This window comes from Paenibacillus sp. Y916 (assembly GCF_056786435.1).
Map to the genome: position 1 here is coordinate 57,617 of NZ_JBXCJA010000001.1, position 26,373 is coordinate 83,989.

At 41.8% G+C, this 26,373-nt stretch carries 20 protein-coding genes; 16 read left to right on the forward strand and 4 right to left on the reverse strand.

Features of this window, described 5'->3' with window-relative positions; all coding sequences use genetic code 11:
* The first annotated feature begins 185 nt into the window (after nt 1-185).
* The 5 genes from AC1TO9_RS00330 (at nt 186) to AC1TO9_RS00350 (ending at nt 7,864) form a co-directional block, all read left to right on the forward strand.
* Complete coding sequence (locus tag AC1TO9_RS00330) at nt 186-878, forward strand: response regulator transcription factor (protein WP_482054555.1); 693 nt, start codon at nt 186-188, stop codon at nt 876-878.
* A complete protein-coding gene (locus AC1TO9_RS00335; protein ID WP_482054556.1) occupies nt 871-1,902 on the forward strand; it encodes a sensor histidine kinase in 1,032 nt (343 codons plus the stop codon). Before AC1TO9_RS00330 ends, AC1TO9_RS00335 begins: the two co-directional genes overlap by 8 nt.
* Before the next feature lie 129 nt (nt 1,903-2,031).
* On the forward strand, nt 2,032-2,718 hold the full coding sequence (locus AC1TO9_RS00340; protein WP_482054557.1) for an ABC transporter ATP-binding protein: 687 nt from the start codon (nt 2,032-2,034) through the stop codon (nt 2,716-2,718).
* Between the two features lie 4 nt (nt 2,719-2,722).
* Nucleotides 2,723-5,260 carry an ABC transporter permease gene (locus AC1TO9_RS00345; RefSeq protein ID WP_482058095.1) on the forward strand — a complete coding sequence of 846 codons (2,538 nt, stop codon included), beginning with the start codon at nt 2,723-2,725 and terminating at the stop codon, nt 5,258-5,260.
* Between the two features lie 786 nt (nt 5,261-6,046).
* On the forward strand, nt 6,047-7,864 hold the full coding sequence (locus tag AC1TO9_RS00350) for a peptidoglycan D,D-transpeptidase FtsI family protein (RefSeq protein ID WP_482058096.1): 1,818 nt from the start codon (nt 6,047-6,049) through the stop codon (nt 7,862-7,864).
* Here AC1TO9_RS00350 and AC1TO9_RS00355 read toward each other — a convergent pair.
* Entirely contained in the window at nt 7,795-8,970 is a 1,176-nt protein-coding gene (locus AC1TO9_RS00355) for an AI-2E family transporter (protein WP_482058097.1), read from the reverse strand. The genes AC1TO9_RS00350 and AC1TO9_RS00355 overlap by 70 nt on opposite strands.
* Before the next feature lie 209 nt (nt 8,971-9,179).
* On the opposite strand from AC1TO9_RS00355, the gene AC1TO9_RS00360 reads away from it, so the two are divergent.
* Nucleotides 9,180-10,538 (forward strand): polysaccharide deacetylase family protein, encoded by a 1,359-nt coding sequence (locus tag AC1TO9_RS00360; RefSeq protein ID WP_482054561.1) that lies wholly within the window; start codon nt 9,180-9,182, stop codon nt 10,536-10,538.
* A gap of 149 nt (nt 10,539-10,687) precedes the next feature.
* Here the strand turns inward: AC1TO9_RS00360 and ilvD are convergent, their stop codons facing one another.
* Together ilvD and AC1TO9_RS00370 are read right to left on the reverse strand one after the other, a co-directional pair.
* Complete coding sequence (gene ilvD / locus AC1TO9_RS00365; RefSeq protein WP_482054562.1) at nt 10,688-12,373, reverse strand: dihydroxy-acid dehydratase; 1,686 nt, start codon at nt 12,371-12,373, stop codon at nt 10,688-10,690.
* Nucleotides 12,374-12,579: 206 nt separating this feature from the next.
* Nucleotides 12,580-13,611, reverse strand: coding sequence for an acyltransferase family protein (locus tag AC1TO9_RS00370; protein WP_482058098.1), 1,032 nt, complete (start codon nt 13,609-13,611; stop codon nt 12,580-12,582).
* 429 nt (nt 13,612-14,040) lie between these two features.
* On the opposite strand from AC1TO9_RS00370, the gene AC1TO9_RS00375 reads away from it, so the two are divergent.
* The 4 genes from AC1TO9_RS00375 (at nt 14,041) to mgrA (ending at nt 17,565) form a co-directional block, all read left to right on the forward strand.
* Complete coding sequence (locus AC1TO9_RS00375; RefSeq protein WP_482058099.1) at nt 14,041-15,006, forward strand: sugar kinase; 966 nt, start codon at nt 14,041-14,043, stop codon at nt 15,004-15,006.
* A gap of 41 nt (nt 15,007-15,047) precedes the next feature.
* On the forward strand, nt 15,048-15,716 hold the full coding sequence (locus AC1TO9_RS00380) for a bifunctional 2-keto-4-hydroxyglutarate aldolase/2-keto-3-deoxy-6-phosphogluconate aldolase (RefSeq protein WP_482054565.1): 669 nt from the start codon (nt 15,048-15,050) through the stop codon (nt 15,714-15,716).
* Nucleotides 15,717-15,765: 49 nt separating this feature from the next.
* Nucleotides 15,766-16,503 carry an NAD-dependent protein deacylase gene (locus AC1TO9_RS00385; RefSeq protein WP_482058100.1) on the forward strand — a complete coding sequence of 246 codons (738 nt, stop codon included), beginning with the start codon at nt 15,766-15,768 and terminating at the stop codon, nt 16,501-16,503.
* A 63-nt stretch (nt 16,504-16,566) separates the two neighbouring features.
* A complete protein-coding gene (gene mgrA, locus AC1TO9_RS00390; RefSeq protein ID WP_482054567.1) occupies nt 16,567-17,565 on the forward strand; it encodes an L-glyceraldehyde 3-phosphate reductase in 999 nt (332 codons plus the stop codon).
* A 75-nt stretch (nt 17,566-17,640) separates the two neighbouring features.
* Here the strand turns inward: mgrA and AC1TO9_RS00395 are convergent, their stop codons facing one another.
* Nucleotides 17,641-18,522: an AraC family transcriptional regulator gene (locus AC1TO9_RS00395; RefSeq protein ID WP_482058101.1), complete on the reverse strand. Its 882-nt coding sequence runs from the start codon at nt 18,520-18,522 to the stop codon at nt 17,641-17,643.
* Nucleotides 18,523-18,696: 174 nt separating this feature from the next.
* Between AC1TO9_RS00395 and AC1TO9_RS00400 the strand changes: the two genes are divergently transcribed.
* The 6 genes from AC1TO9_RS00400 to AC1TO9_RS00425 all read left to right on the forward strand — a co-directional run bounded on the left by AC1TO9_RS00400 (nt 18,697) and on the right by AC1TO9_RS00425 (nt 26,138).
* Nucleotides 18,697-19,875 carry a galactokinase gene (locus tag AC1TO9_RS00400; protein ID WP_482058102.1) on the forward strand — a complete coding sequence of 393 codons (1,179 nt, stop codon included), beginning with the start codon at nt 18,697-18,699 and terminating at the stop codon, nt 19,873-19,875.
* Nucleotide 19,876: 1 nt separating this feature from the next.
* Complete coding sequence (galE, locus tag AC1TO9_RS00405) at nt 19,877-20,863, forward strand: UDP-glucose 4-epimerase GalE (RefSeq protein ID WP_482054570.1); 987 nt, start codon at nt 19,877-19,879, stop codon at nt 20,861-20,863.
* An 11-nt stretch (nt 20,864-20,874) separates the two neighbouring features.
* Nucleotides 20,875-22,461, forward strand: coding sequence for a UDP-glucose--hexose-1-phosphate uridylyltransferase (locus AC1TO9_RS00410; RefSeq protein ID WP_482058103.1), 1,587 nt, complete (start codon nt 20,875-20,877; stop codon nt 22,459-22,461).
* A 198-nt stretch (nt 22,462-22,659) separates the two neighbouring features.
* Nucleotides 22,660-23,823, forward strand: a complete 1,164-nt coding sequence (locus tag AC1TO9_RS00415) for an iron-containing alcohol dehydrogenase (RefSeq protein WP_482054572.1) — start codon at nt 22,660-22,662, stop codon at nt 23,821-23,823.
* Between the two features lie 234 nt (nt 23,824-24,057).
* Nucleotides 24,058-24,594, forward strand: a complete 537-nt coding sequence (locus tag AC1TO9_RS00420; protein ID WP_482054573.1) for an NfeD family membrane protein — start codon at nt 24,058-24,060, stop codon at nt 24,592-24,594.
* A 5-nt stretch (nt 24,595-24,599) separates the two neighbouring features.
* The gene (locus AC1TO9_RS00425; protein ID WP_482055218.1) at nt 24,600-26,138 is read left to right on the forward strand and encodes a flotillin family protein; all 1,539 of its coding nucleotides are present in this window, start codon (nt 24,600-24,602) and stop codon (nt 26,136-26,138) included.
* Nucleotides 26,139-26,373 lie beyond the last annotated feature (235 nt).

Genomic DNA, 26,373 nt, shown 5'->3' on the forward strand with positions numbered 1-26,373 from the left:
CCTTTGTTGTTTGGTAGGACTTACAACCTTACAGGATTAGCAGATGTTTTTCTATTTTCAACCTTGGATTATTTCGTCAAGCACTGGTTTTGGTTTTGAGCCGTTTTTTGAAAAAAGATTCTGGGGAAATATGTAGAAAATCGTGATATGGTAAATATAAATAGTTTTTTTCGAGGAGTAATCATATGGATACAACATTACTTGTAGTAGAGGACGATATTAGTCTGAATAAGGGAATTGCGCTCACACTTGCTCAGGAGGGTGTTAGGATTAAACAAGCTCATAATTTGACTGAGGCTGAGACATTATTTTCTGCGGGTGGGATCGATTTGATCATACTCGATGTGAATCTTCCGGATGGGAGTGGCTTGGATTTCTGCGAGAAATTGCGAAGAGAATCGAAGGTTCCCATCATATTTTTGACTGCTAATGATATGGAATGTGATATTGTGACGGGCTTTGAACTTGGGGGGGACGACTACATTACCAAACCGTTTAGCTTAATGGTACTCAGAGCCCGAGTCATGGCCGTATTGAGAAGATCGGATCAACATGGCATAGATAAATTGACCATTGATCATATGACATTTGATTTCGGAAATATGGATTTTCGCAAGTCTAACCAAGCTGTGGTCCTGAGTAAGACCGAGCAGAAGTTATTGAAGATCCTTGTGATGAATAAGGGTAATATTCTAACACGAGAACAGTTAATGGATAAGATTTGGACTCAAGAAGCTGAATACGTAGATGAGAATGCGTTGACTGTGACCATTAGAAGATTACGGGGAAAACTTGAAGACGAACCATCTTCACCTAAGTACATCAAAACTGTCTATGGTCTAGGGTATATATGGGCAGGTGGTAGTGATCATGAATGAAGTTGGAGAACAAGCGTTTAACAGAGTCTACCTATGGTTCACACTCATCTTTACTATTCTAGTGTTAGGCTATACGGGTACGGTACTCTCTACATATGGTACTGATAATACAATCGGTTGGATATCATGTGTGTTCATCGTCGTCGTATTACTAACTGGAGGAGCCTCCGTGTGGATACTCAAACACAAAATTGGTAGGGTGATTCGGACACTTGACGATGTGATTGACGGAGCTATAGCGGGCCATGATCGAGTCACGGGTTATGCGGAGACCAGTATTTCATCCATGGAAAATAAATTACTCCGTTACATTGATTCCTCTACAATGCATGATAAAAAAGTTGTAGCTGAGAAGAATAAGATCAAAGAGTTAATATCCGATATCTCTCATCAGACGAAGATCCCCTTATCGAATATCGTGATGTACAGTCAACTTCTGGCCGAAAACAACCAATTGGACGATAATATTCGGGAATATATAACACAGATTAAGTCACAATCGGACAAGTTAGATTGGCTGATTCAGTCGCTCATCAAAATGTCTAGGTTAGAGACGGGAATCATTTCGATTCATGCCTCCATGTGCCCTGTCATCGAGAGTATTACTAAGGCTGTGGCACAGGTGTATAGTCGAGCGCAAGCAAAGAATATTGAAATAACAATTGACTGTGATCATACAATTCAAGCTAGACAGGATATGAAATGGACAAGCGAAGCTCTGTTCAACATCATGGAGAACGCAGTAAAGTACAGTGAACCAGAGGGGACAATACATATATCAGGACAAGCGAATGAGATGTTCATCCGATTGGATATTATGGACACAGGGATCGGAATAGATGAGTGTGAGCTTAATGACATATTCAAACGTTTCTACAGATGTAAGGCTACAAGGGAATACGAGGGTGTGGGGATTGGGCTATTTCTTGCTAGAGAAATCATAACCACTCAGGGAGGATATGTCATGGCTTCTTCCATCATGGGAAAGGGGTCGACCTTTTCAATATATTTGCTCCGATCATAGTTAGCATAGCATCTGATTGTGTCAACACTGTTATATTTCAGACATGGGAATGTTAGATTGATTTGATAGATTTAGTTTGTACTTAGAGGTACAAGCTATTTTTGTTATAGGGAGATGATCTGAAGTATTATGCCGATCTTACAAATACAAGATTTAAAGAAGTATTATGGTCAAGGTGTTCATGTTGTGAAAGCGCTAGATGGTATTTCGTTAACGGTAGAGAAGGGGGAGTTTGTTGCCATCGTTGGTACAAGTGGAAGTGGAAAAAGTACGCTCCTCCACATGCTCGGTGGGTTGGATCGGGCGACAGAAGGAAAGGTTTACGTGGACGGCAACGATATCTTGGACATGAATGACGACAAGCTGACGATTTTCAGACGAAGATCCGTAGGCTTTATATTCCAGAGTTACAATCTGATTCCTATCCTTAACGTTTATGAGAATATTGTGCTTCCGATTGAGCTGGATGGTGCGAAAGTGGACAAAGGCTATGTGGATCAGGTCATTGAGACACTAGGACTTAAGGAGAAGGTGAATAATCTCCCAGCCAATTTGTCCGGGGGACAGCAGCAGAGAGTGGCGATCGCCAGAGCCTTAGCTACGAAGCCTTCGATTATTTTAGCGGATGAACCTACGGGAAATCTGGATAGCAAGACAAGCCAAGAGGTGCTCATTCTCATGAAACAAATGAGTCAGAAATTCAATCAAACCATCGTAATGATCACCCATAACGAAGGGATTGCCCAAACCGCTGACAGAGTGATCCGTATTGAGGACGGTCAAATGGTGAGCCGCTCTGAAGCTGGTAGGGGGTGAGTTCATGATTTCTACTGGTAACGCAAAGAGTGTGTCGCATATTGCACGGAGGAGCTTAAGGGCGAATCCGATGCGAAACCTCATGATTGTGTGTGCGATTGTGCTCACCACGCTTCTGCTGACTTCGATATTTACAATGGGGCTAAGCATAAATAAATCAATGGAACTGGCCAATATGAAGACATCGGGAAGTGACTTCCATGGTAGCTTCAAATATCTTAACCAGGATGAGGTTGATAAGCTGATCAATCATCCCTCTATCAAGGAATATAGTAGAGCGACTTTGGTAGGTGTGGTTGAAAATGGTGCGTTTAAATCTAATAGGATGGAAATTAACTATGTAGACGATAACAATCCCGAACATAGCTTTATACACTTCATTGAAGGTGGGCTACCTTCTGGAGAGAATGAGATTGTTATGAATACTTGGGAGCTAGATTTGCTGGGAGCTTCTCATGAGTTAGGAACTAAGGTGAGTCTAGATATCGATATAGATGGAACTATGGGTGATAAAGTCATTTCACAGGACTTTGTATTGTCTGGTTATTTCGAAGCTGATCAATATGTCGCAATGTCCGGTTTGGCCTATGTTTCGGAAGCTTTTGTTCAGCAGAACATCGCCAACATTGACACGAAAGTATCGAAGGCAGACGGCTCCTACACCAATACGATAAGACTCGATGTGATGTTTAATAACTCTTTGGATATCGAGGGAAAGATACAAAAGGTACTGTCCGATGCCGGGGTGGATGTACCTTATGGAGTGAATTGGGCCTACTCTAGTGTATCTATATTTGAAGATTGGACAAATATGATTCCGTATGTCGTGCTAATCTTTATCACTATGCTTAGTGGGTATCTACTGATTTACAACATCTTTCACATCTCGGTCGTTCGAGACATTAAGTTCTATGGATTGCTGAAGACCATTGGAACAACGCCGAAACAGCTTAGAAAGATTATCTCTATTCAGGCTAATTGGTTATACATTGTTGCACTGCCAATTGGGTTGGCTATTGGATACGGAATCGGTTGCTGGTTGGCTCCTATGATGGCCACGTCTTTTTCCAGGACGGAGATGGAAGCTAGCTACTCGGTGAATCCGTTCATTTTCATTGGTGCTGCGTTATTTTCTTATATGACGGTTCGTATTGCGGCTAGTAAGCCGGGGCGAACGGCATCGAAGATTTCACCTGTGGAAGCAGTTAGATATGCTGGAGTTCGCAGTGGTAGCAGCAGAAAGAAAACGAAAAGATCGGTAAACGGGGCTAGGCTCTCAAGAATGTCACTGGGCAACATCTTTAGAAATAAGAAAAGGTTGTTTCTTATGCTTACCTCTCTGTCTCTGAGCATTATTCTATTCAGTATTATTTACACGGTGATTTCTTCATTCGATGTCAATAAATATTTGAATACCTTTATATCGGGTGATCTTGTAGTGAAGGAAGAGTCTTTTGATGGAAGGGGAAGAAGCACCACTGACGAATACATGTTGTCAGAAGAGGTTACTCGCGGTTTGAGTGAAATCGATGGAGTAGAGAGTCTGGATAAGGTCTATTATCAATGGGATGGACTGCCATTGGATGACACCATTCGATCTGTCCTGGAACCGTTGGGGGCTGCACCCGAACCAAATCCTGCTCTTGACGAAACATTGAAAAGTGGGGTTATAAGTATACAATTGCATGGGATTGACGGTGGTTGGTATGACGTATTGAAGCAGAGCGAGATCATAGAGGGTACATTTGATCGTGAAAAGTTTGATTCAGGTCATTATGTCATGCTTACGGAAGCGATAATTGCTGAAGATGTAAATACCAAGTACTATCACCCAGGTGATAGGATCAAGCTGGGAAGCGCAAAAAAAAGCTATGAGGTCATGGCAGTATTGAAACTGGAATCGTTATATGCGGCGGGAGCTCAAAGGTATTCATCATTTGGTTTTAACGTCTATCTCCCGGCAAAGGAAATGAAATCCACCTTTGCCGACGCGCAAATTCTCTCCGCTACCTTGCATGTGAATCCAGCTAAATTGGATCAAGTAGACCGTACCGTAAGGGCTATAGCTGAATCTACAACAGGTCTTAATGTGAAATCGAGAGAGGATTACAGGAAGGAAATGGCCGGATTTATGACTATCTTTAAAACGGTAGGTTACGGCTTAAGTTTTATTATCGCATTGATCGGCGTACTTAATTATATCAATACCGTTATTACTGGCGTAGTCTCTCGTCGCAATGAATTTGCGATCTTAGAAAGTATCGGAATGACCAAGAAGCAGATGAAGAGGATGTTAGTGTACGAAGGGTTTTACAGCATTCTTTTGACAGCCCTTATTATTGGGACGCTTGGAATGTTTCTGACCTGCAAAATCGCAAAGAGTGTAGCGGATAATCTGGAATTTACCGTGTTCAGGATGAATGTCTGGCCCATTGCCGCTGTTATACTTGTCCTGATCGTGATTGCCTATATCGTAACGATTAGCGCTTATCGCATGCTGTCCAAGGCAACCATCGTCGAGAGACTGCGGGAAGCGGAGTAGATTGATTAAGCGGCCAATGTGGCTTCTTTTTGAAAATATAAGAAAGGGAAGCAGCGTAAGTCATCCACAAGTTTATAGCATCAACAAAGGAACATATCGTCAGAGGTAAATAGGTTTAAGGTTTGACAAGCTTAGTTCATAGGAAACGCTTTGATAAACGAAGCACGGATAGGCTGGAGGAATTTTATACTAAAGGGCCTCGACCCCGTAAGAAAGCTAACCTGGCCTAGACCCCGTAAGAAAGCTAACCTGGCCTCCACTCCTTGAGAGGTAGAACGAAGGAATGTAAGGGCATAGACCCCGAGAGACATGGGAGGGTAACCGCAAGGGTGTACATGGAGATCTGAGTGCGACCATAGGATTTTAAAGCAAGGTTTACCCCACCTATGTTCCTGCCTAGGAGTTAATCCTAAATATTCACTATACGTCAACTATTATCCAAGTTGGCTTCGTAGGTCAAAGATGAAATCCCAAGAAAAAGTGAGAAAAACAGAGAAAACCTTAATTTATTGAGGGAGTATAAGTTTCACTCGATACTCTATCTCTTATATTTCGACAGAACCGGCTATACCGTCCTTGAAAAAGGACGGTATAGCCGGTTCTTATTACTTAATTTAGAAGATATCACTCTAATTGGTGTTTGATATATATTGGCATCCTACAGCAATATGTTTGGATTTTTCAATGCTCTCTTAAGGAGGTAAGGTAGTGAACTTAAATCTAATTATGGCTATTAACACGTAGAAAGGGAAACACTATAAGTAAAAAAGTAAAAGAGGAATGTTTATGAATCTCCAGCAAAAGAAACGAATCTTTTACAGTTTAGTGATATTGACAGGAATGATAATTATACTATTGTCTCGACTGGTATATATTCAATTATTTATGAGGACGATGCTATTACCCAATAGTAAATATACGCTCCAAGAAATGTCCGTACTCCAAAGGGAACGAGCAATCGTGCTTGATTCTGGTCGAGGGACATTTACTGATCGACATGGCGAGTCATTAACGGATGAAACGATTCCAGCAGCTATATTATTTCCCATTGATCGTGACACAATGAAGGGCGGACCGATGGAATCAAGGCTAGAGAAGATTGCAGAAAGTTTAGAGACAAGTACGCTCTCTTTTTATCAGATATGGCAGGATTTACGAGAGCCTTCAGTATGGCGAAGTAACGTAGGGGATGAACCTATGTCTCTAAACGTATCGCAGGCTAACCTCATTACACAAATGGACGTAAGCGGTGTTAAAGTGTTACCTTTTCGAAAACGGTATAACGATAACCTATCAGGGATGCAATGGTTGGGATACTTATCACATTCGGCTGAGAAGTCAGCCCTTACGAATAATATGGGATGGAACCTGAAGCGCGGGGGAGCAGGGCTTGAGAAGACACTAGAGCCGCTTCTAAAGGGGATTGGACCAACCATTGCTTATTATACGGTGGATGGAAGGAACAAACCGCTATCTGGTGCTGGTATTCGTGTGAAGGCTCCGAATAATGCGTACTATCCATTACGTTTTACAACGACGATCGACAAGCGTCTCCAGCAACAAATTGAGAAGCTTACGAAACAATCGGGAATGAAACAGGGAGCGGTAGTCGTTCTAGACGCGCATAATGCAGATATTATGGCAATGGTGTCCGCTCCTTTCTACAATCCATTAGCGATTCATCCGGAAATAGGCGAATGGAATAACAAAGCAATACAAGCTACGACACCTGGCTCTATATTTAAAACAGTCATTGCAGCTGCTGCTTTGGAGGCGGGAGTAACATCACCTAATGAAAAGTTTTATTGTAATGGTCATCATAAGAAGTATGGATTATCCTGTTGGAAAGAAGAGGGCCATGGTACTTTAGCTCTTGGGCAGGCTTTTGCGGAGTCTTGTAATATTGTATTTGCCACTTTAGCAGAGAGGCTTACATCAGCACAGATTGAAGGAACTGCTCAGGCACTTGGTATGGGAAGAAGGATAGGGTGGGAGCACAAGGATATCCTTGGATATTCCGTGTTAAAGCCTTTGGATCATGAAGAAGAAGGAACAATCTTTGACTCTGCCTCTTTACATGATGGCGGGGTGAGGGCTCAGACTGGCATTGGACAGCGGGATGTGACAATGACGCCATTACAAGCGGCTAATTTAGTTGTGACACTACTTAATAGAGGTCAGGTTCAAGCACCGCGAATTCTAGAACGAATCTCTTATCATAATGGACAGGTTATGAAGAAGTTGACTCCGCATGCTTATCCGAGTACTGAGAGTAGCATATCAGCGGAAACAGCAAGGCTCCTTAGGTCATGGATGAGAAAGGTGGTCACAGAAGGTACGGGACAATCTTTAGCTCATGCTGAATGGCCACTAGCTGGTAAATCTGGAACAGCACAAGTTGTATTAAAGGGTAACCCTAAGAACAATCAATGGTTCATAGGGTATGGCCCTGTAGATCAGCCGAAATATACCGTTGCGGTGTTATTCCAGAATGTAGCTCCTGATACACACAACAAAGCCACGGCACTTTTCGGTCAAATTATGGGGGTGTTATCGTCAGCTACAGATACCTTATCTGCTTCCGCTTCCGCTACTGGTCGTTGATTCATATCGAATGGGGATACTTCAAATTCTTCTTGCGGCAGTCTAATCCACTTTAGAAGATATCCTTGTTGCAACAATTCTTTGATCAGAATGAGTAGTATTGGAGAAAGAATTAACCCAGTGATTCCGAATAAAGACAGTGAAATGATCATAAACGAGAGCATTAAGAAAGCAGAGGTTACACCAATGGAATTGCCTGAAATTTTGGGTTCCAACAATTGACGCGTGATCAAGACAACAACGAGTAGTACGCACAAGCCAATAGCAAGGCTAGTATTTCCCACAACGAATAAATAGATAATCCATGGAATGAAAATGACCGGAATCCCAACTAGAGGAAGAATATCAAGCATCGCACAGATTAGGGCTAGTGTTAAAGAATTTCCTGTGTTTAATATTAAAAATCCGATATATAAAAGAACGAAGGAAATCAAGATCATGATCATCTGGGCTTTGAGATAAGAACCAATAGATTTAAACACATTCTCCTTTAGAAAAATGAAGGCGTTCTTGATCGTCTTAGGTGACTTATCGCTAGCAATACGACGCCAGCTGTCAATCTCAACACTTAGGAAGAAAGCTAGAATAATTGCGATCCCAAAGTTGGCAAGGAAAGATGAAAAGGAACTAAAAATAGAAATAAAATATTTGAAAGAATTCACTAATAAACCGGAAGCAAAGTCAGTTAATAGCGTGAAATATTCATTGGCCTTTTCTAAAATGCTTGGTGGAAGAAGGTCTATTTTGGTATGTAGAAATTCCATTGAGTATGTGAACTGTTGTTGAATGATCATCGTATAATGAGGTAGATTATCCTGTAGATTTGAAATCTGAGATATTACGATGAGTCCAACGCCTAGAAGCATTCCAAGAATGACGAGCACAAACAACAGCACAGAAATGGCAGATGATAATGCTTTATTTAATCCCTTTTTGTGAAGAAACTTAGCAAGTGGTTCGATCAATAAGAAAATAATAAAGGACAAAAATACGGGTGCGGCTAGTTGGTATAACTTACTGAAGATATACATGGTCAAAAAAACGGTCAAAGCAATGAGTGCGATATCGAAAAGTGTACGCCAATACTTCTTATAAAGAGGAAGCATAGTTAAATCTCATCTCCTTTAGACAAATGATAATAGATCGCTCGTTTCATTGTACATGATTTTTTAAAAAACACCTATTTGATTGCTAATTATGATAAAATAATAAATAGTGATTTTTGCCGAACATAATAAAAAATTGGCTTTCTAACTAAAGAACAGCACAACAAAGTCAATCAGAGAAAAGATGGTGAATGGGTGTGCAGACTTTGATGCTATGGTTATTTTATATTTCATCCTTCTATGCATTTATCCCGGGTATGATCACCCGAATATTCGGATTTAGAGTGTTTCGTAAAGGAAAGAGTGAAAGAGAATTTGCACTTACTTTTGATGATGGACCTGATCCTCGTTATACGCCACAATTGTTAGATTTGCTCAAGCGATATGATGCTAAGGCGACTTTTTTTGTAGTTGGAATAAATGCCGAACAACATCCTGAGTTATTAAAAAGGATGCATGAAGAAGGACATCTTATTGGGATTCATAACTACATACACAAGTCTAATTGGTTTATGCGACCTGTAAGTGTGCGCAAACAGATTAAGATGACAGCTGAAATCATATTCTCCATAACGGGGGAATCGGCAACCTACTATCGCCCACCTTGGGGGATTCTGAATATGTTTGATGTCTATAAACGTGGTCAATATAAAATAGTATTATGGTCATCTATGTTCGGTGATTGGCGCGAGAAGACGGGTGCGGACAAATTAGAGAAGCGGATGTTAAATAAGCTTAAACCTGGGGAAGTTATGGTTCTTCATGATTGTGGATCGACAGTCGGTGCTAATCCTGATGCACCTAAGCAAATGTTAATAGCGCTGGAGCGAGTACTGCAAGAAGCAGAACGTCGGCAATTGCAAAGTATTCGTATTGACGAGATGATTAAATCTACGGAGAATACTCCGGAGAGTAAGCTATCCATTGGGAAGCAAATCATTGTTAAGCTCTGGTTAATGTGGGAAGCGGTGTTCCATTTCATCTTCCAGCTTAAGACAGTAACACCGACAGATCCATTTCTTCATTATCGGCTTCGTCGCTATAAGGGGGAAACGGTAATTCTAGATAATGGCTCAACGTTAGAAAAGGGTGCTACTATTGTTGAGTTACATTTTGATAATCAGAAGTTATTTCGGATAGGTGTGAACTCACGGTCAACAGTGCATTTGGCCATTCAGATGATTCGTACAATGGAGAAAGAATTACCGACATTAGCCTATCAGTTAATGGACAATGCTGAATTAAGGGATACGAGGGCACTCTATGGTGTAAGTATGATTAATCGTGGACCTGAGAAGTTTGGTTTCAGCATTCGTGATTTACCAAATGGTTGGTTCGCTAAATCAACAACGGTATATCTGAAGATTCTAATGAGTGTTATACATCCAACAGGTCAGAATCGATTGAAGGAAGCACCAGCTAAGTTGGTTCCCAAGATGATCATTATGCCCATAGATCATCTGTATGAACATTATGCAGTTAATGGATCACATCGTAAGGCGAATTCAGAAATAATAAATAAAATCATACCTACGGATAGTTCGGAATTATTGAATGTACCACAATAATCCTCATCACGGATAGATAACGGAATAGCATTTGCGAAGTTTACGATGGAGTACACTTTTCGAATACATGTTTAATAGAGCAAGGGGAGTGCTCCATTAGTAGAAAAGTCTACTAATGGGGCACTCCCCTTGTTTTGTTTGAAATAGTATTAGATCTTAAGCACAGCGCCGGAACTTGCATTGGTTACTAATTTAGAATAACGAGCAAGATATCCAGTTTTCACTTTTGGTTCGAAACCTTTCCAATTCGCGCGACGACGTTCAAATTCTGCATCATCGATTTCAAGTTGAATGGTACGATTATTCAAGTCAAGCTCAATGATATCGCCATCTTCAACGAAGGCGATAGGTCCACCCTCAGCAGCTTCTGGAGAAATATGTCCAATACTTATTCCACGGGAAGCACCTGAGAAGCGACCATCGGTGATGAGACCTACTTTGGCACCTAGCCCCATACCGACAATTTGCGAAGTTGGAGCAAGCATTTCTGGCATACCTGGTCCGCCTTTTGGACCTTCATAGCGAATAACAACGACATGTCCTTCTTTAACCTTACCATTGGTAATTCCGTGTAGCGCCTCGTCCTGTGAATCGAAGCAGATGGCTGGTCCCTTGTGGTAGCCGCCGACGGAAGCATCAACAGCACCAACCTTAATGATGGAACCTCCAGGTGCTATATTACCGAATAAGACTGCAAGACCACCACGTTCGGAATGTGGATTGTCTAGTGGATGGATGACATTGTGGTCAATGATTTCGCAACCTTCAACATTCTCACGTAGCGTTTTAGCAGATACAGTAATACAGTCTCCGTTAATCGCACCTGGTTTCTTCAGTAGTTCATTTATAATTGCACTTACGCCACCTGCATTGTGAAGGTCTTCGATATGCCAGTCTGAAGCAGGAGCAAGTTTCGCTAAATGAGGCACGCGATTAGCTACTTCATTAATACGTTCAATCGGGTACTCAAGACCAGCTTCATGTGCTAGCGCTAGTGTGTGTAATACGGTATTTGTAGAACCACCCATTGCCATATCTAGTGCAAATGCATTATCAAGAGCATCCATAGTAACGATATCTCTAGGTTTGATATCAAGATTGATCAGTTCCATTAGTTGTGTAGCAGATTGTCTAACGAAATCCTTCCGTTCTTCAGCAACGGCAAGGATCGTTCCATTACCTGGTAGTGCAAGTCCAAGTCCTTCAGCGAGACAGTTCATAGAGTTCGCTGTGAACATACCGGAACATGATCCACAGGTAGGGCAACCGAATTGTTCCAGTTCTAGCAAACCTTCATCAGATAAAGTACCAGCTTGATGTGCACCAACACCTTCAAAAACAGAGGTAAGGGAAATCGAGCGACCGGTACTGTCTTTGCCAGCTTTCATAGGTCCACCACTAACAAAGATGGTTGGGATATTCACGCGAAGCGCACCCATCATCATACCTGGTGTGATTTTGTCACAGTTAGGGATACAAACCATACCATCGAACCAGTGAGCTGAAACAACCGTTTCTACTGAATCGGCGATAATATCACGGCTCGGTAGAGAGTAGCGCATACCGATATGCCCCATGGCAATCCCGTCATCAACACCAATGGTATTGAATTCAAAGGGAACACCTCCGGCTTCACGGATAGCTTCTTTAACTATCTTGCCGAATTCCTGAAGGTGGATATGTCCTGGAACGATGTCAAGATAAGAGTTACATACCGCTATAAATGGTTTGCCGAAATCTTCTTCCTTTACGCCTGCCGCCCGCAATAAACTGCGGTGAGGAGCACGGTCGAAGCCTTTCGTAATCATATCTGAACGCATTTTTTTCGGTCGCATAATGTCTAATTCCCCCAAATGAATTTATAGTATTTCCCGCATGAGCGCAGTTACACAACAGAGTAAACACCTAGTTGGTTTTTAATGAGTCTATCATAAATGTTATGCTATTTCTAGCAATTGACATGGAAAAGGAAGACACTACCCCTAATTATATAAATAGAGGTAGTGTCAAATAATCTGAGTGAAACGAATAGACCTATTATCTAAGAACGGCGGAATGCTCGATTCTCTAAATGAATGATCCAATGAATAGACGGTTCCACTAAAGGATGTGTAATACGTCTGACAAATGGTTGCGCTAATAGTATCGTTAGAGCTATAGCGGTAACGACGAGTAGTACCGCTGATTCAGTAGAATTAATATGTTGATATAATCCAGATATATTAGCCAACCTAATAATAAATCCGTGTAGTAGGAACACATAGAGCGTACGACGACCCATGTCGGTTATCCGACTTTCGATCATAGGAATCCAAGCCATAAAAGCAGCGGCAGAGATGAATTGAAGAATATAAAGAGCGATGCGGAATATTCCTGCATACCATTCATGTTGACCAAGTTGTATATAAGTCATGCTTCCAAATAACCAACCTGCAGGGATATTTAACCCCCATATACCAAGAATAACAAAGAGACCAAGGGATACAAAGACGAAGCCCCTTTTTCTCCAAGTAGTGATTAACTGCTTGAATGCAGAGAAATTAAAATGGGTTCCTATAATAAAAAAAGGTAGAAAAACAAAAGTTCGACTGATGCTGAGCCACACGCCATCAAACGGTAAGTAACCTACTAATACGCCTAGAGTCAAGGATAGTATTATTTGTTGAGTGGGGGAAAGTTTTCTCATCGATATCAATATCAGACGCCAACAAATGTGACTTGCTAGAAACCATAACAATAAATAGGGTGCAAAAAAAGAATGATGGGTATTAGTAACATGAAAAACGGTATAATTTAGAAAGGAATAAATGCTTTGGAAAATAATATACTGTAAGCCGATTTGTATTAATGTTCTTCGACCTATTGTACCTGTTAAACTTGATTTGGCGAAGTAGCCTGTGACTAGAACGAATAACGGCATATGAAAGGTGAGAATCCATAGAAATAATTGATGAAGGCCGCTCATTTGTAGAATTACTGGTTCGATAGCGTTAGCTACAAATACTGTAACAATAAGTAGAAATCGTAAGTTGAGAAAGTAAGTCTCGCCTTGTTTAACAATTTGAGTATCCATGAAGTCGTCCCCCGTCGTCCTATCCAAAGGTATTTGTATCTCTAAAGGTTCTTATTTATCTATAATTTAAAATTACTACTTTCCCATCAAAACCATTGTGATATACATCACAATGGTAAACGCTCTCATTCTGGGCAGTTGTGTCGGAATAATGAACTAAATTTATCAGCCCTAAGCATTGACAACTTCGTAGGTTCGTTCGACAATAAGAAGAGGACGAATACATATAGAGTGTGTGTTCAAAAAGTCAGTTTTTCAGCACCGAGAAGATTGAATGAAGATAGGGAGTGAGGAGCGGAGCGTAGGCAGTACCTACGTGAGCACCGGAAGGACCGGCTGAATTCAATATTCGATGTCGAATACGCCCCCCTGATATACTTCGTGATCAAAAGATGACTTTTTAAACAACCTCATAGAGGAGGATATTTCATGCAAGCGTTTACGAAGCTGAATCCGGAAATTATTACATTCGGAGAAAGTATGGGTCTTTTTACGGCACAGGATTCTCGAGGCTTAGAATATGCTTCAACATTATCTAAATCGTTTGGCGGAGCAGAGAGTAATGTTGCTATCGGTGTTTCACGTTTAGGGCATCGCGCGGGTTGGTTTGGAAGACTAGGGAATGACCCATTAGGGAATATGATCTATAAGTCAATTCGTGGTGAGGGAGTAGATGTATCTCAGGTCTTGTTTAGTGAAGAGGAGCCTACTGGTTTAATGATTCGTGAAAACGCCTCCGGCAAATCCTCAGTGCATTATTATCGTAAGGGATCAGCAGCAAGTCGGATGATGCCTCATCATTTGGATCCTGTGTATATTGAATCTGCGAGTATACTACACGTAACAGGAATTACTGCTGCTATCAGTGCGTCTGGCCTCGAAACCGTTGAAGCAGCAATCGATATCGCGAAAAAGTCTGGTGTTAAAGTTAGCTTCGATCCCAACTTACGTTTAAAGTTATGGTCATTGGAAGAGGCACGTCCTGTTCTTCTTCGTCTTGCAGAGAAAGCGGATTATTTCCTCCCAGGACTTGATGAACTTCAACTATTATATGATACAGATGATAATACCTACATATTCGAGAAACTCTCACAGTTACGAGGAATCTCGATTATAAAGGGAGGACCAGATTTGACTTATGTACTGGAAGCAGGGGTTCTTAGCGAAGTTCCATATTTCAAAGCAGAGCAGGTATTAGATACAGTGGGTGCAGGCGATGGGTTCTGTGCCGGTTTTCTAGCAGGTCTGCTTAAAGGGTACTCAGCGATTGAGGCTACGCGACTTGGTAATTTAATGGGATCTATGGTCATTCAAGCAGTGGGAGATTGGGAAGCGTTACCTACTTGGGAACAAGTGGATGCTCGTTTGAATAATAAGGCTCATATTGAAAGATAATGTACGAAATACTAATATAATTAGGATTAGGAGTTGTCATTGTGAAAAAGATTCAACTTATTCAAAAGATGATTGATAGTGGTGTTGTTGCGGTATTGCGAGGGAACTCTGCGGATGAGGTTGTGGAAATGGCAGAGCAGGCTATTGCTGGTGGAATTAAAGCTATTGAAGTAACACTGACCGTGCCTGGTGCGTTACATGCGATTGAAAAGCTAAGCCAGATATATCATTGGAATGCGACTGATCCGTCTAAATTTGCTATAATTGGGGCAGGTACGGTGTTAGAACCACAAACGGCACGTGCCGCGATACTCGCAGGATCTGAATTTGTTGTTGCACCATCATTGAATCCAGAAACAATTAAAATTTGTAATTTATATCGTATACCTGTCTTGCCTGGATTAATGACATTAGCTGATGTACAACAAGCGTTGGAGCTTGGCGTTGATATCATGAAATTATTCCCGGGTAATCTATTTGATCCATCGATTATCAAAACTATGAAAGGTCCTATGCCTCAAGCGAACTTCATGCCATCAGGAGGCGTGTCACTCTCGAATCTAGGTGAATGGATCAAAGCAGGTGCTGTGGCAGTAAGTATAGGATCAGATCTTACAGCAAAAGCGGTTAAGACGGGGGACATGAATCAAGTGCGCCTAAGAGCTGAGCAATATATGGACGCTTATCATCTAGCAAAAGGAACGAATTAAACTTGGATTAAATGTTCAAAGATATGGGAGCGAAGGAGGTACAACTCATATGACACAAATCGAAACGTTGGCCTCTTGGATTCAAGAGAGCAGTAGAATTGTATTTTTTGGAGGAGCAGGAACATCAACAGAGAGTGGAATCCCCGATTTCCGTTCTGCTGCAGGGTTGTATCAAAGCGAGCAACATTCGCCCTATCCGCCCGAAGTGATGCTTAGTCATCATTTCTTTATTGAACATCCAGAAGTGTTCTATGATTTCTATCGCAGCAAGATGATTCACGAGCACGCTTCCCCCAATGCTTGCCACGAATTATTGGCTACTCTTGAGAAGAAAGGGAAGTTACAGACTGTTATTACGCAAAATATTGACGGACTACATCAAAAAGCAGGGAGCTCAAACGTATTAGAATTGCATGGATCTATTCATCGTAACTATTGTATGGGCTGTGCACAGTATTATGATCTGGGAGCTATTATCACTAGTCAAGCAAAGGTTCCGCGGTGTTCAACCTGTGATGCTGTCATTAAGCCAGATGTCGTTCTGTATGAAGAATCACTGGACCAGCAAATATTGTACCAGTCGATGGAGGCAATCTCAACAGCAGATGTACTTATCATTGGTGGTACTTCGTTGACTGTTCATCCTGCAGCGAACTTGATATCTTATTTCCAAGGAAATCGGACGATTCTTCTCAATGTAGATCCAACGCCTTACGATGAGCAAGCTGATTTACTTATTACGGATCCCATTGCAGAAGTGATGGCTAAGGTAAGTAAGCTATTATAAGTATGACTTTTTGAACACACAATTATAACTACTATATTTCGCAAATAGAAGGGTGGATATGTCATGGTGTATATCGCAAATGAAGAACGTTACTCCAAGATGAAGTATAACCGTAGCGGTCGTTCTGGACTTAAGCTTCCAGCGGTCACTTTAGGTCTATGGCATAATTTCGGTGGCATAGACACATATGAGAATGCACGAAGTATGATCAGAAGATCATTTGATTTAGGTATCACACACTTCGATTTAGCTAATAATTATGGTCCTCCTGCTGGTTCAGCGGAAGAGACATTCGGTAGAATATTGGCACAGGATTTGAAGCCCTATCGTGATGAGTTGCTGATATCCTCCAAGGCTGGATACTATATGTGGCCTGGTCCTTACGGGGAATGGGGTTCACGTAAAAATTTAGTGTCTAGTCTAGATCAGTCATTGAAGCGGATGAATCTAGAGTACGTAGATATTTTCTATTCCCATCGATTTGATCCAGAGACACCGCTTGAAGAGACGATGATGGCGTTGGATCATATCGTTCGTTCTGGCAAAGCACTGTATATAGGTATTTCTAATTATACAGCTGAACAAACGGCAGAAGCGATAGCTATTCTGAAGCAATTAGGTACACCACTTCTTATCCACCAACCAAGTTATTCCATGCTAAATCGTTGGATTGAGAAAGGACTACAGGATGTATTGGAAGAGAATGGAGTTGGAAGTATAGCATTCTCCCCTCTTGCTCAAGGTTTGCTTACGAATAAATATTTGAATGGTATTCCAGAGGATTCACGGGCAGCAAGTTCATCCGTCTTCCTAAATGAGAGTAACATTACACCAGAGGCACTACGAAAAGTACGTGCACTCAATCAATTAGCAGCTGCAAGAGGTCAGAGTCTAGCTCAACTTGCATTGTCATGGGTACTTCGCGGTGGAAAAGTAACATCTGTATTAATTGGAGCAAGTCGTGTCAGTCAGATTGAAGATAATGTGGCTGCATTAGACAATCTAGAATTCACTCAAGAAGAACTGGATCGGATTGAGAATATCCTTAAGACAGAGAACTAAGTGCGATCACAAGATACGCGAATAAAGAAAGCTTGCTTATTCTTCTTAGAAGGATGGCAGGCTTTCTTTTATAGATCATAATTTCTGTCTTATAATCTGAATTTGTCGTCCAGTTTCATTACGATACATGCTGGGTGACATGCCGCAGAATCGTTTGAATTGACGAGAGAAGTAGAGAGCATCTGTTAGCCCAACGGATGATGCGATCTGCTCAATTGAGAGTTCAGGACGTTCACGTAGTAGCTGACGTGATTTATCGATCCGTAGCTTCAATAAATAAGTTACTGGGGAGAATCCAGTTTCTTTCTTGAAAATCCTGGAAAGATAAGCGCGATTGTATCCAAGGCTATCACACATCTGTTCAATGGATACTGGGTGTGCGAATTGTGTAGACATATACATAATCATCTGCTTAACGGTCCGTTGAACTTGGGATTCTGTGCCAGTAAGCCGTGACTGGCTGGACAACTCATTTTGTGCTTCAGCAAGAATGAGGTATAGATAACCAAGGGATGTCATATGAGCACTTTCCTTTTTAGTATAGAAAGCTTCTTGTATTTGAGCTATGGAGGAGGCAATTGTAGATTTATCTTTCGTAGAGGTGAATACGGACTGATCCACTAGGAAACCAGCGGATTCCACCCGTTGTTGCGCTTCCTGCCCAAGAAAGGCTGTCCAGCGATAGCACCAAGGTTGCTCTATATCCGAGACATAGCTGACTAATTGCCCTGGATGGATGAGGAAACAGGAACCTTCATGTAGTTCATAGGTATGTTGCTCGGTTCGAAAGATTCCCTTTCCACTCTCCACATAATGTAGTAAGTAATGATCATAGATTTTTGGACCTAATGCATGTAATGAATCTGTTTGACTCTCCCCAGCAAAAAGTACATGAAGTGAATTGTCATTGTGGGAGACTGGATTAGCAGCTACTGAATAGGTTGAATGAAGTGACATAGGAGTATTATTCCTCTCTTCGTTACTGATATGAATGTGAATGACATGAGTTCATTATAGATCTAAAGGTCACATTTATCCATATTAAGCACACATGATTGCATTATCAAAGTGGATGGTATCTTTTATACTTAGTGTAGGTCATAACGATATTGAAAGGATAGGTGAGTGCTAATGAGTATTCAACAACTGAAGGAAACGTTCATAAGTAAATTTGGAGAAGGTCATCATCCAGAGCGGGTGTTTAATGCACCAGGTCGAGTGAATTTGATTGGTGAGCATATTGATTATAATGGCGGTTATGTTCTGCCGGCTGCACTTGAATTTGGTACGACGCTTATTATTAGAGAAAGAGATGATGATAAAATTCACCTTTCTTCTGGCAATATTTCATTTGAATTGACATTAGATATAGACAATATAGGTAACGAAAAAACAGGTGAATGGGTTGATTATCCTATTGGTGTTCTTGTCGAACTGAGCAAGATTGGATGCAAGTTAACGAAAGGATATGACTTGTACTTCAATGGTGAAATTCCCAATGGAGCAGGACTCTCATCATCGGCGTCCCTTGAAGTAGTAACTGCATATGCGATTTTGACGTTGGAAGGACAAGAAACGGACACCGTAGAAATCGCACGTTTATCCCAAAGAGCAGAGAATCAGTATGTAGGCGTGAATTCCGGCATCATGGATCAATTCGCAGTGGCGAACGGAAAGCAAGATCATGCTATTCTACTCATGTGCGATACATTGGAATATAAACATGTTCCTTTCCGCACGGGTTCATACAAGCTAGTGATTGGGAATACGAACAAACGTAGAGGGCTCGTGAATTCTGCCTATAATGAACGTCGACATCAATGTGAAGTCGCATTAGATATTCTGAAACAGGAAGTTCCATCATTGGAATACTTGGCACATTTAAAGCCAGAACAATTCGAAACATTGCAGACTCATATTCAAGATGAGACGGTAAGACGTCGGGCTCAGCATGTTATTGAAGAGAATCAACGGGTACTTGATTCCGTGGAAGCGCTAAGTAAGAATGATCTTGAAACATTCGGTCAATTCATGAATCAATCTCATGATTCCTTACGAGATTTGTATGAAGTGAGTTGTACAGAGTTAGATGTGATGGTGGAAGAGGCACAGAAGATTGCTGGTACACTTGGCGCGCGGATGACAGGTGCTGGGTTCGGTGGCTGTACAGTATCATTGGTGCATGAAGATTCCGTGGAACAATTTGTGCAGCAGGTCGGCGATCACTATAAAGCTAGAACTGGACTCGAAGGCGAATTCTATGTGTGCGGTGTAGGCGATGGCGTGAAAGAATTAAAGGAGGAGATCTAATATGGCTATTTTGGTAACAGGCGGAGCTGGGTATATTGGTTCACATACCGTGGCTGCATTACTGGATATTGGTGAAGAGGTCGTTGTGATTGATAGTCTACAAACAGGCCATCGCGAGGCTCTACTTGGAGGTAAGCTGTACGAGGGAGATTTACGAGATAAGGAGTTGCTTGCGAAGCTATTCAGTGAGAATGAGATTGATGCGGTCATTCATTTCGCAGCGAATTCCCTTGTCGGCGAAAGTATGCAGAATCCAGTGAAATATTATGATAATAATGTATTCGGTACATTATGTTTGCTTGAAGCGATGGATGCTGCGAATGTTCGTAAAATTGTATTCTCTTCGACTGCTGCAACCTATGGTGAACCAGAGAAGGTACCTATTGTAGAAGGTGATCGGACAGAGCCAACGAATGTCTACGGTGAGACCAAGCTGATGATGGAACGTATGATGTCATGGTTTGATAAAGTGCTAGGAATTAAATATGTGGCACTGCGTTATTTCAATGCAGCTGGTGCACATGAGAGTGGCCGTATTGGTGAAGATCACCGACCAGAGAGCCATCTGATCCCACTAGTGTTGCAAGCTGCTCTGAAACAACGTGAGAACATTGCTGTATTCGGTGAGGACTACCCGACACCAGATGGTACTTGTGTTCGTGATTATATTCATGTGAGTGATCTGGCAGATGCCCATTATCGTGCGGTAACTTATTTGAGAAGTGGTCAAGATAGCAATGTATTCAATCTTGGGAATGGACAAGGATTCTCTGTCAAAGATGTGATCGAAACGGCTAAGAAAGTAACTGGTCTTGATATTCCTGTAGTGACTCAGGAACGTCGTGCCGGTGATCCTGCTGTATTAGTAGCTTCATCGGAGAAGGCACGTACCGTTCTTGGTTGGAAGCCATCACATGATAGTCTTGAGAACATTATTCAAAGTGCTTGGAGCTGGCATCAGTCTCACCCACAAGGGTACGGAGAATAAGGGGGATGAACATGGATATTGCAACTAGAACTCCTGAACAGGATGAAGCTTTACATGCTATTGAGCGTCTTGTACATTTTTCTTATCAGCATAATTTATTGAAACAAGAAGATATTGATTATAGTCGCAATATGCTGATGGAGCTGTTTCGTTTCACTGAACCATTCGCAGGAGAAGTAGATTATTCACATGCTGGAAGTCCACAGTTCATGATTGATGTATTGATCAACTATGGATATGAACTAGGGCTAATTCCTGAGAATAGTGATACTTATCGGGATTTGTTAGATGCCAAAATCATGGGATTTCTGATGGCCCGTCCATCTGAAGTGATTGCGGAGTTTGAAGCTATTTCGGCTGAACGTGGGATTGAGGCGGCCACAGATATCTTTTACAAATTGAGCATAGATTCCAACTACATTCGCATGGACCGTGTGGCCAAAAATGTCTACTGGAAGCAGAAGACGGCTTATGGCGATATTGAAATGACCATTAACTTATCTAAACCGGAGAAGAATCCGAAAGAGATCGCAATGGCTAAGCTACTGCCGCCTCCTGTCTATCCAAAGTGCCAACTATGTCGGGAGAATGTGGGGTATGCAGGGCGTATTAACCACCCAGCACGTCAGAATCTCCGGGTTATTCCCTTAGAGATGAACGGGGAACCTTGGTATTTCCAATACTCTCCATATGTTTATTATAATGAGCATTGTATTATTTTTCACCGTGATCATGTACCCATGAAGTTGACTAAGGATACATTGAAAAGACTTCTATCTTTCGTAGATGTAATGCCACATTATTTCATCGGATCGAATGCGGATTTACCGATTGTAGGTGGCTCAATCCTGACACATGATCATTTCCAAGGTGGTCGTCATACGTTCCCGGTACAGAATGCACCTAAAGAAGTGACGTTCACGCACAACCATTACCCAGGAGTATCTGTAAGTATTGTGAAATGGCCGATGTCCGTATTGCGCCTTACGTCACAAGATAGTGAGATCCTGCTCGAGAGTGCCAATGATATCTATGAATCTTGGAAACAATATAGTGATCCAGATGTAGATATTGTGGCTTTTACAAAGAATGAGTTAGGGGAGGACATCCCTCATAATACCGTTACCCCAATTGTTCATCGTACAGAAGATGGCGCATATGAAATGGACTTGGTGTTGCGTAATAATCGTACTAATGAACAGTATCCAGATGGAATCTTCCACCCTCATCCAGAAATGCATCATATTAAGAAAGAGAATATCGGCTTGATCGAAGTGATGGGTCTAGCTATATTGCCAGGAAGACTAAAAGAAGAGTTGGATCTGGTAGCAGATATTCTAAGTGGTGATGAAGTGCTATATACATCTGCTACAGCTGGAGAAGTTCCTGTGTTGGATCAGCATTTGGAGTGGATTGAGAAGCTTCTAGCAGAACATGGCAATCAGTTCAGTAAAGATGCGGCTGTGCAATTGGTTCAGCATGAAGTTGGCGATAAATTTGTAGAAATTCTGGGCCATGCTGGCGTCTATAAGAGAACAGAAGCAGGGCAGCAAGCGTTTAAGGCATTTCTACAGCATTTGGGATATAACGAATCCTAATATAATGAGTGACAATGACCGTTCTTCTAATTTAGGTGAGAGTTCAAAAGGTGACTTTTTGAACAACCCCTTAGGAAGGACGGTTTGTTCCTGTATAGGGAAAGGTTTATACTATAGGTGCGAGTTCAAAAGATGATTTTTTGAACAACCTTTATAGGTGCAATGGAATATCAATAATTATTGGAGGCGAGACATATCATGATAGCATTTGAATTTAATAATCCGACCAAGCTAATCTTTGGAAGAGGGACGCTTGCTGCACTTAAAACGGAAGTTCCTAAATATGGGATGAAAGTATTATTTCTTTATGGTGGAGGTAGTATTAAGCGGAGTGGTCTCTATGACAATGTTATATCGTTGTTAAATGAGATTGGGGCTGAAGTTACTGAGCAAGGGGGAGTAGAACCTAACCCACGCTTGTCCACAGTTCATAAAGGTGTAGATTTGTGTAAAACGAAGGGAATTGAACTCATACTGGCTGTTGGGGGCGGAAGTGTTCTTGACTGCGCTAAGGCGATTGCAGTAGGTGCGAAGTATGATGGGGATATGTGGGACTTCTTGGAGCGTAAAGCTAGTCCACAAGCAGCGCTTCCTTTGGGAACGGTATTGACGATGGCCGCAACCGGATCAGAAATGAATGGCGGTTCTGTGATATCCAATGAAGTGACACAGGAGAAAATGGGTTGGGGGAGTCCACACGCTTATCCGGCATTTTCCATTCTGGATCCTGTACATACTTTCTCACTTCCGAAGGATCAGACGGTATACGGTATGGTAGATATTATGTCACATGTGCTAGAACATTATTTCCATGCAGAGCATAATACGCCCGTTCAGGATGGCTTCTGTGAGACGATCCTGCGCACAGTAATTGATACGGCTCCAAAGCTAATTGAAGATCTAGAGAACTATGAGTTGCGTTCTACGATTATGTACTGCGGCACGATGGCATTGAATGGTGTACTAAATATGGGGATGTCCGGAGACTGGGCCACTCATAATATTGAGCATGCTGTATCGGCTGTGTATGATATCCCACATGGTGGCGGATTGGCAATCTTATTCCCGAATTGGATGAAACATAACCAGAGCGTCGATATTGCACGCTTCAAGCGACTAGCCATTCAAGTATTTAATATTGATCCATCAGGTAAAAGCGATGAGCAAGTTGGAATAGAAGGAATTGAAGCGTTACGTACATTCTGGAATTCTATTGGTGCGCCAAGTCACTTAAGCGATTATGATATCGATGCAAGCCAAATTGAAATCATGGCTGATAAGGCGCTACGCTTTGGTCCATTCGGTAATTTCAATAAATTGCATAAAGAAGATGTGATTAAGATTTATGAAATGTCACTTTGAGTATTGCGGTTAAGAACTTGATTGGACGGATACGGAGAACATAGTGGAGTCTTCATGAGGTCCCTAGTCTCTGTTGTTTGTGAGGATACAAACAACAGAGACTAGGGCCTTTTTACACTAAGGGTACTGTTATATACTCTCTTTTTTGAATACAAGGAAATAAATGAAACAAAAGGGAATGGTAACACGTATACAATAATATGAACATAAAGGATCCCGACAGGAGGATGTAAGATGGAGGCGCTTTATTTAGGCTGTCTGGTAGGAGGTGTATTATTTGCCTTAGTAACCGTATTGCTTGGAGATGTACTTAGTAGTGCACTTGATGGCTTTCTTGATTTCATGTCGGTGGATATTCTGAAGCCAACGGTGGTAGCAAGTGCAATTACAGTGTTCGGTGGAGCAGGTATATTATTAACTCGTTACTCTGGGTTAGATAATGTGCCTAACATGTTGCTATCTATACTGATTGCGATCTTCATCTCGGTTCTTGTGTTCTATTTATATGTTAAGCCAATGGAGAATAGTGAGAATTCAACGGGATACTCCATCCAAGATTTGGTCGGAAGAATTGGAGAGATTACGATACCACTTCCTGCACTTGGTTATGGAGAGGTCATGGTGAAGGTGGGAGCGGGGAATGTATTACATATTGCATCTAGTCTTGAAGGGGAAGAATTACCCGCTGGTAGCCGTGTAGTTATTGTAGAAGAGGTAGATGGCGTGTTGCATGTTACTGAATTTGATAAGAGAAGAGGAGATGATGTCTAATGTTAATGGAATCAGTACCAGATTATTTGATTATTCCAGCGATTGTGATTGCCGTCATTATTGTACTTGGTTTGGCATTTTGGGCTCGTTATAAGACCGTAGGACCGGATGAGGCAATGATCGTTACGGGTTCTTTCTTGGGGAATAAGAATATTTCAGACGAAGATGGGCGTAGAATTAAAATTATACGTGGTGGTGGGGCATTCATTCTACCTGTATTTCAGCAATCGCAATTCATTTCATTACTCTCACATAAACTAGATGTCTCGACACCAGAAGTATACACAGAGCAAGGTGTTCCTGTTATGGCTGACGGTGTTGCTATTATTAAGGTAGGCGGTTCGATTGAAGACGTAGTGACTGCATCTGAACAATTCATTGGTAAGCCAGTTGAATCGCTCAGAAGTGAAGCGCAAGAAGTTCTCGAGGGACATCTTAGAGCGATTCTAGGTATGATGACCGTTGAGGAAGTTTACAAGAATCGTGATAAATTTGCACAGGAAGTACAGGGTGTAGCTGCGCGCGATCTTAAGAAGATGGGACTGCAGATTGTATCTTTTACAATTAAGGATTTGCGTGACAAACATGGTTACTTGGAAGCGCTAGGTAAACCACGGATTGCTACCGTTAAGCGTGACGCGGAAATTGCTGAGGCTGATGCGGTAAGAGATGCACGTATTCAGAAGGCCAATGCCGAAGAGCAAGGGCAGAAGGCAGAACTATTAAGAGATACGAACATCGCTGAAGCATCCAAGGAGAAGGAATTGAAAGTGGCTTCCTTTAAGAAAGATCAGGATACGGCAAAGGCAGAGGCAGATCAGGCCTATCATATTCAAGAAGCGCGTGCTAAACAAATCGTGGTGGAAGAGCAGATGCAAGTAGAGCTTGTCCGTAAGAATCGTGAAGTTGATCTGCAGGAAAAGGAAATATTAGTTCGTCAGATGCAATACGATGCAGATGTGAAGAAGAAAGCGGATGCGGATCGTTATTCTGTTGAGGTTGGAGCAGAGGCAGATAAGGCACGCAGAATGCTTGAAGCGGATGCTATGCAGTACTCAATCGAGACGCAGGCCAAAGCTTCTGCAACACAGAAGCGACTGGACGGGGAAGCGATGGCAGATTCAGAACGTGCACGCGGTACTGCAGATGCAGACGTTATTCGTCTGAAAGGTCTCGCGGAAGCTGAGGCGAAAGAGAAATTGGCAGATGCATTCCAAAAGTACGGGGAAGCTGCAATACTCGACATCGTGACGAAGATGTTGCCTGAATTGGCGGGCAAGATTGCTCAGCCACTTGCTGCTATCGATACGTTGACTGTGGTCGACACTGGGAAAGGTGAAGGAGCCGCTCGAGTTAGTAATTATGTAACGGAGCTAATGGCGACTGCACCAACGATGTTGAAGAATGTCTCTGGGCTTGATATTGAAAGTTTGATTAAAGGATTTACTCAAAAGAAACCTGAAGTGCAGCCATTGGCATCATTGCCATCAGTGCCTGAATTGGTAAAAACGCCTATTGAGGCTCAGACACGGACTGAGGAATAGTCGGTGTAAATCCAAACTTCAGAAAAAAGAGATCGTTGTACAAATAAAAGCAGGTCAAGGTCGAATGAAATGCTTCCTGTCAAGTGGACAGGGAGCACTTCAGAATGAGCCTTGGTCTGCTTTTTAGTTATTGTGAGAAAGTGAAAGTATGAATACTGTATGATCGAAAAGGAAACGACTAACAAAATGAATCCGACTCACATATGATATATTGAACGTGGAATGTGGATTGTCG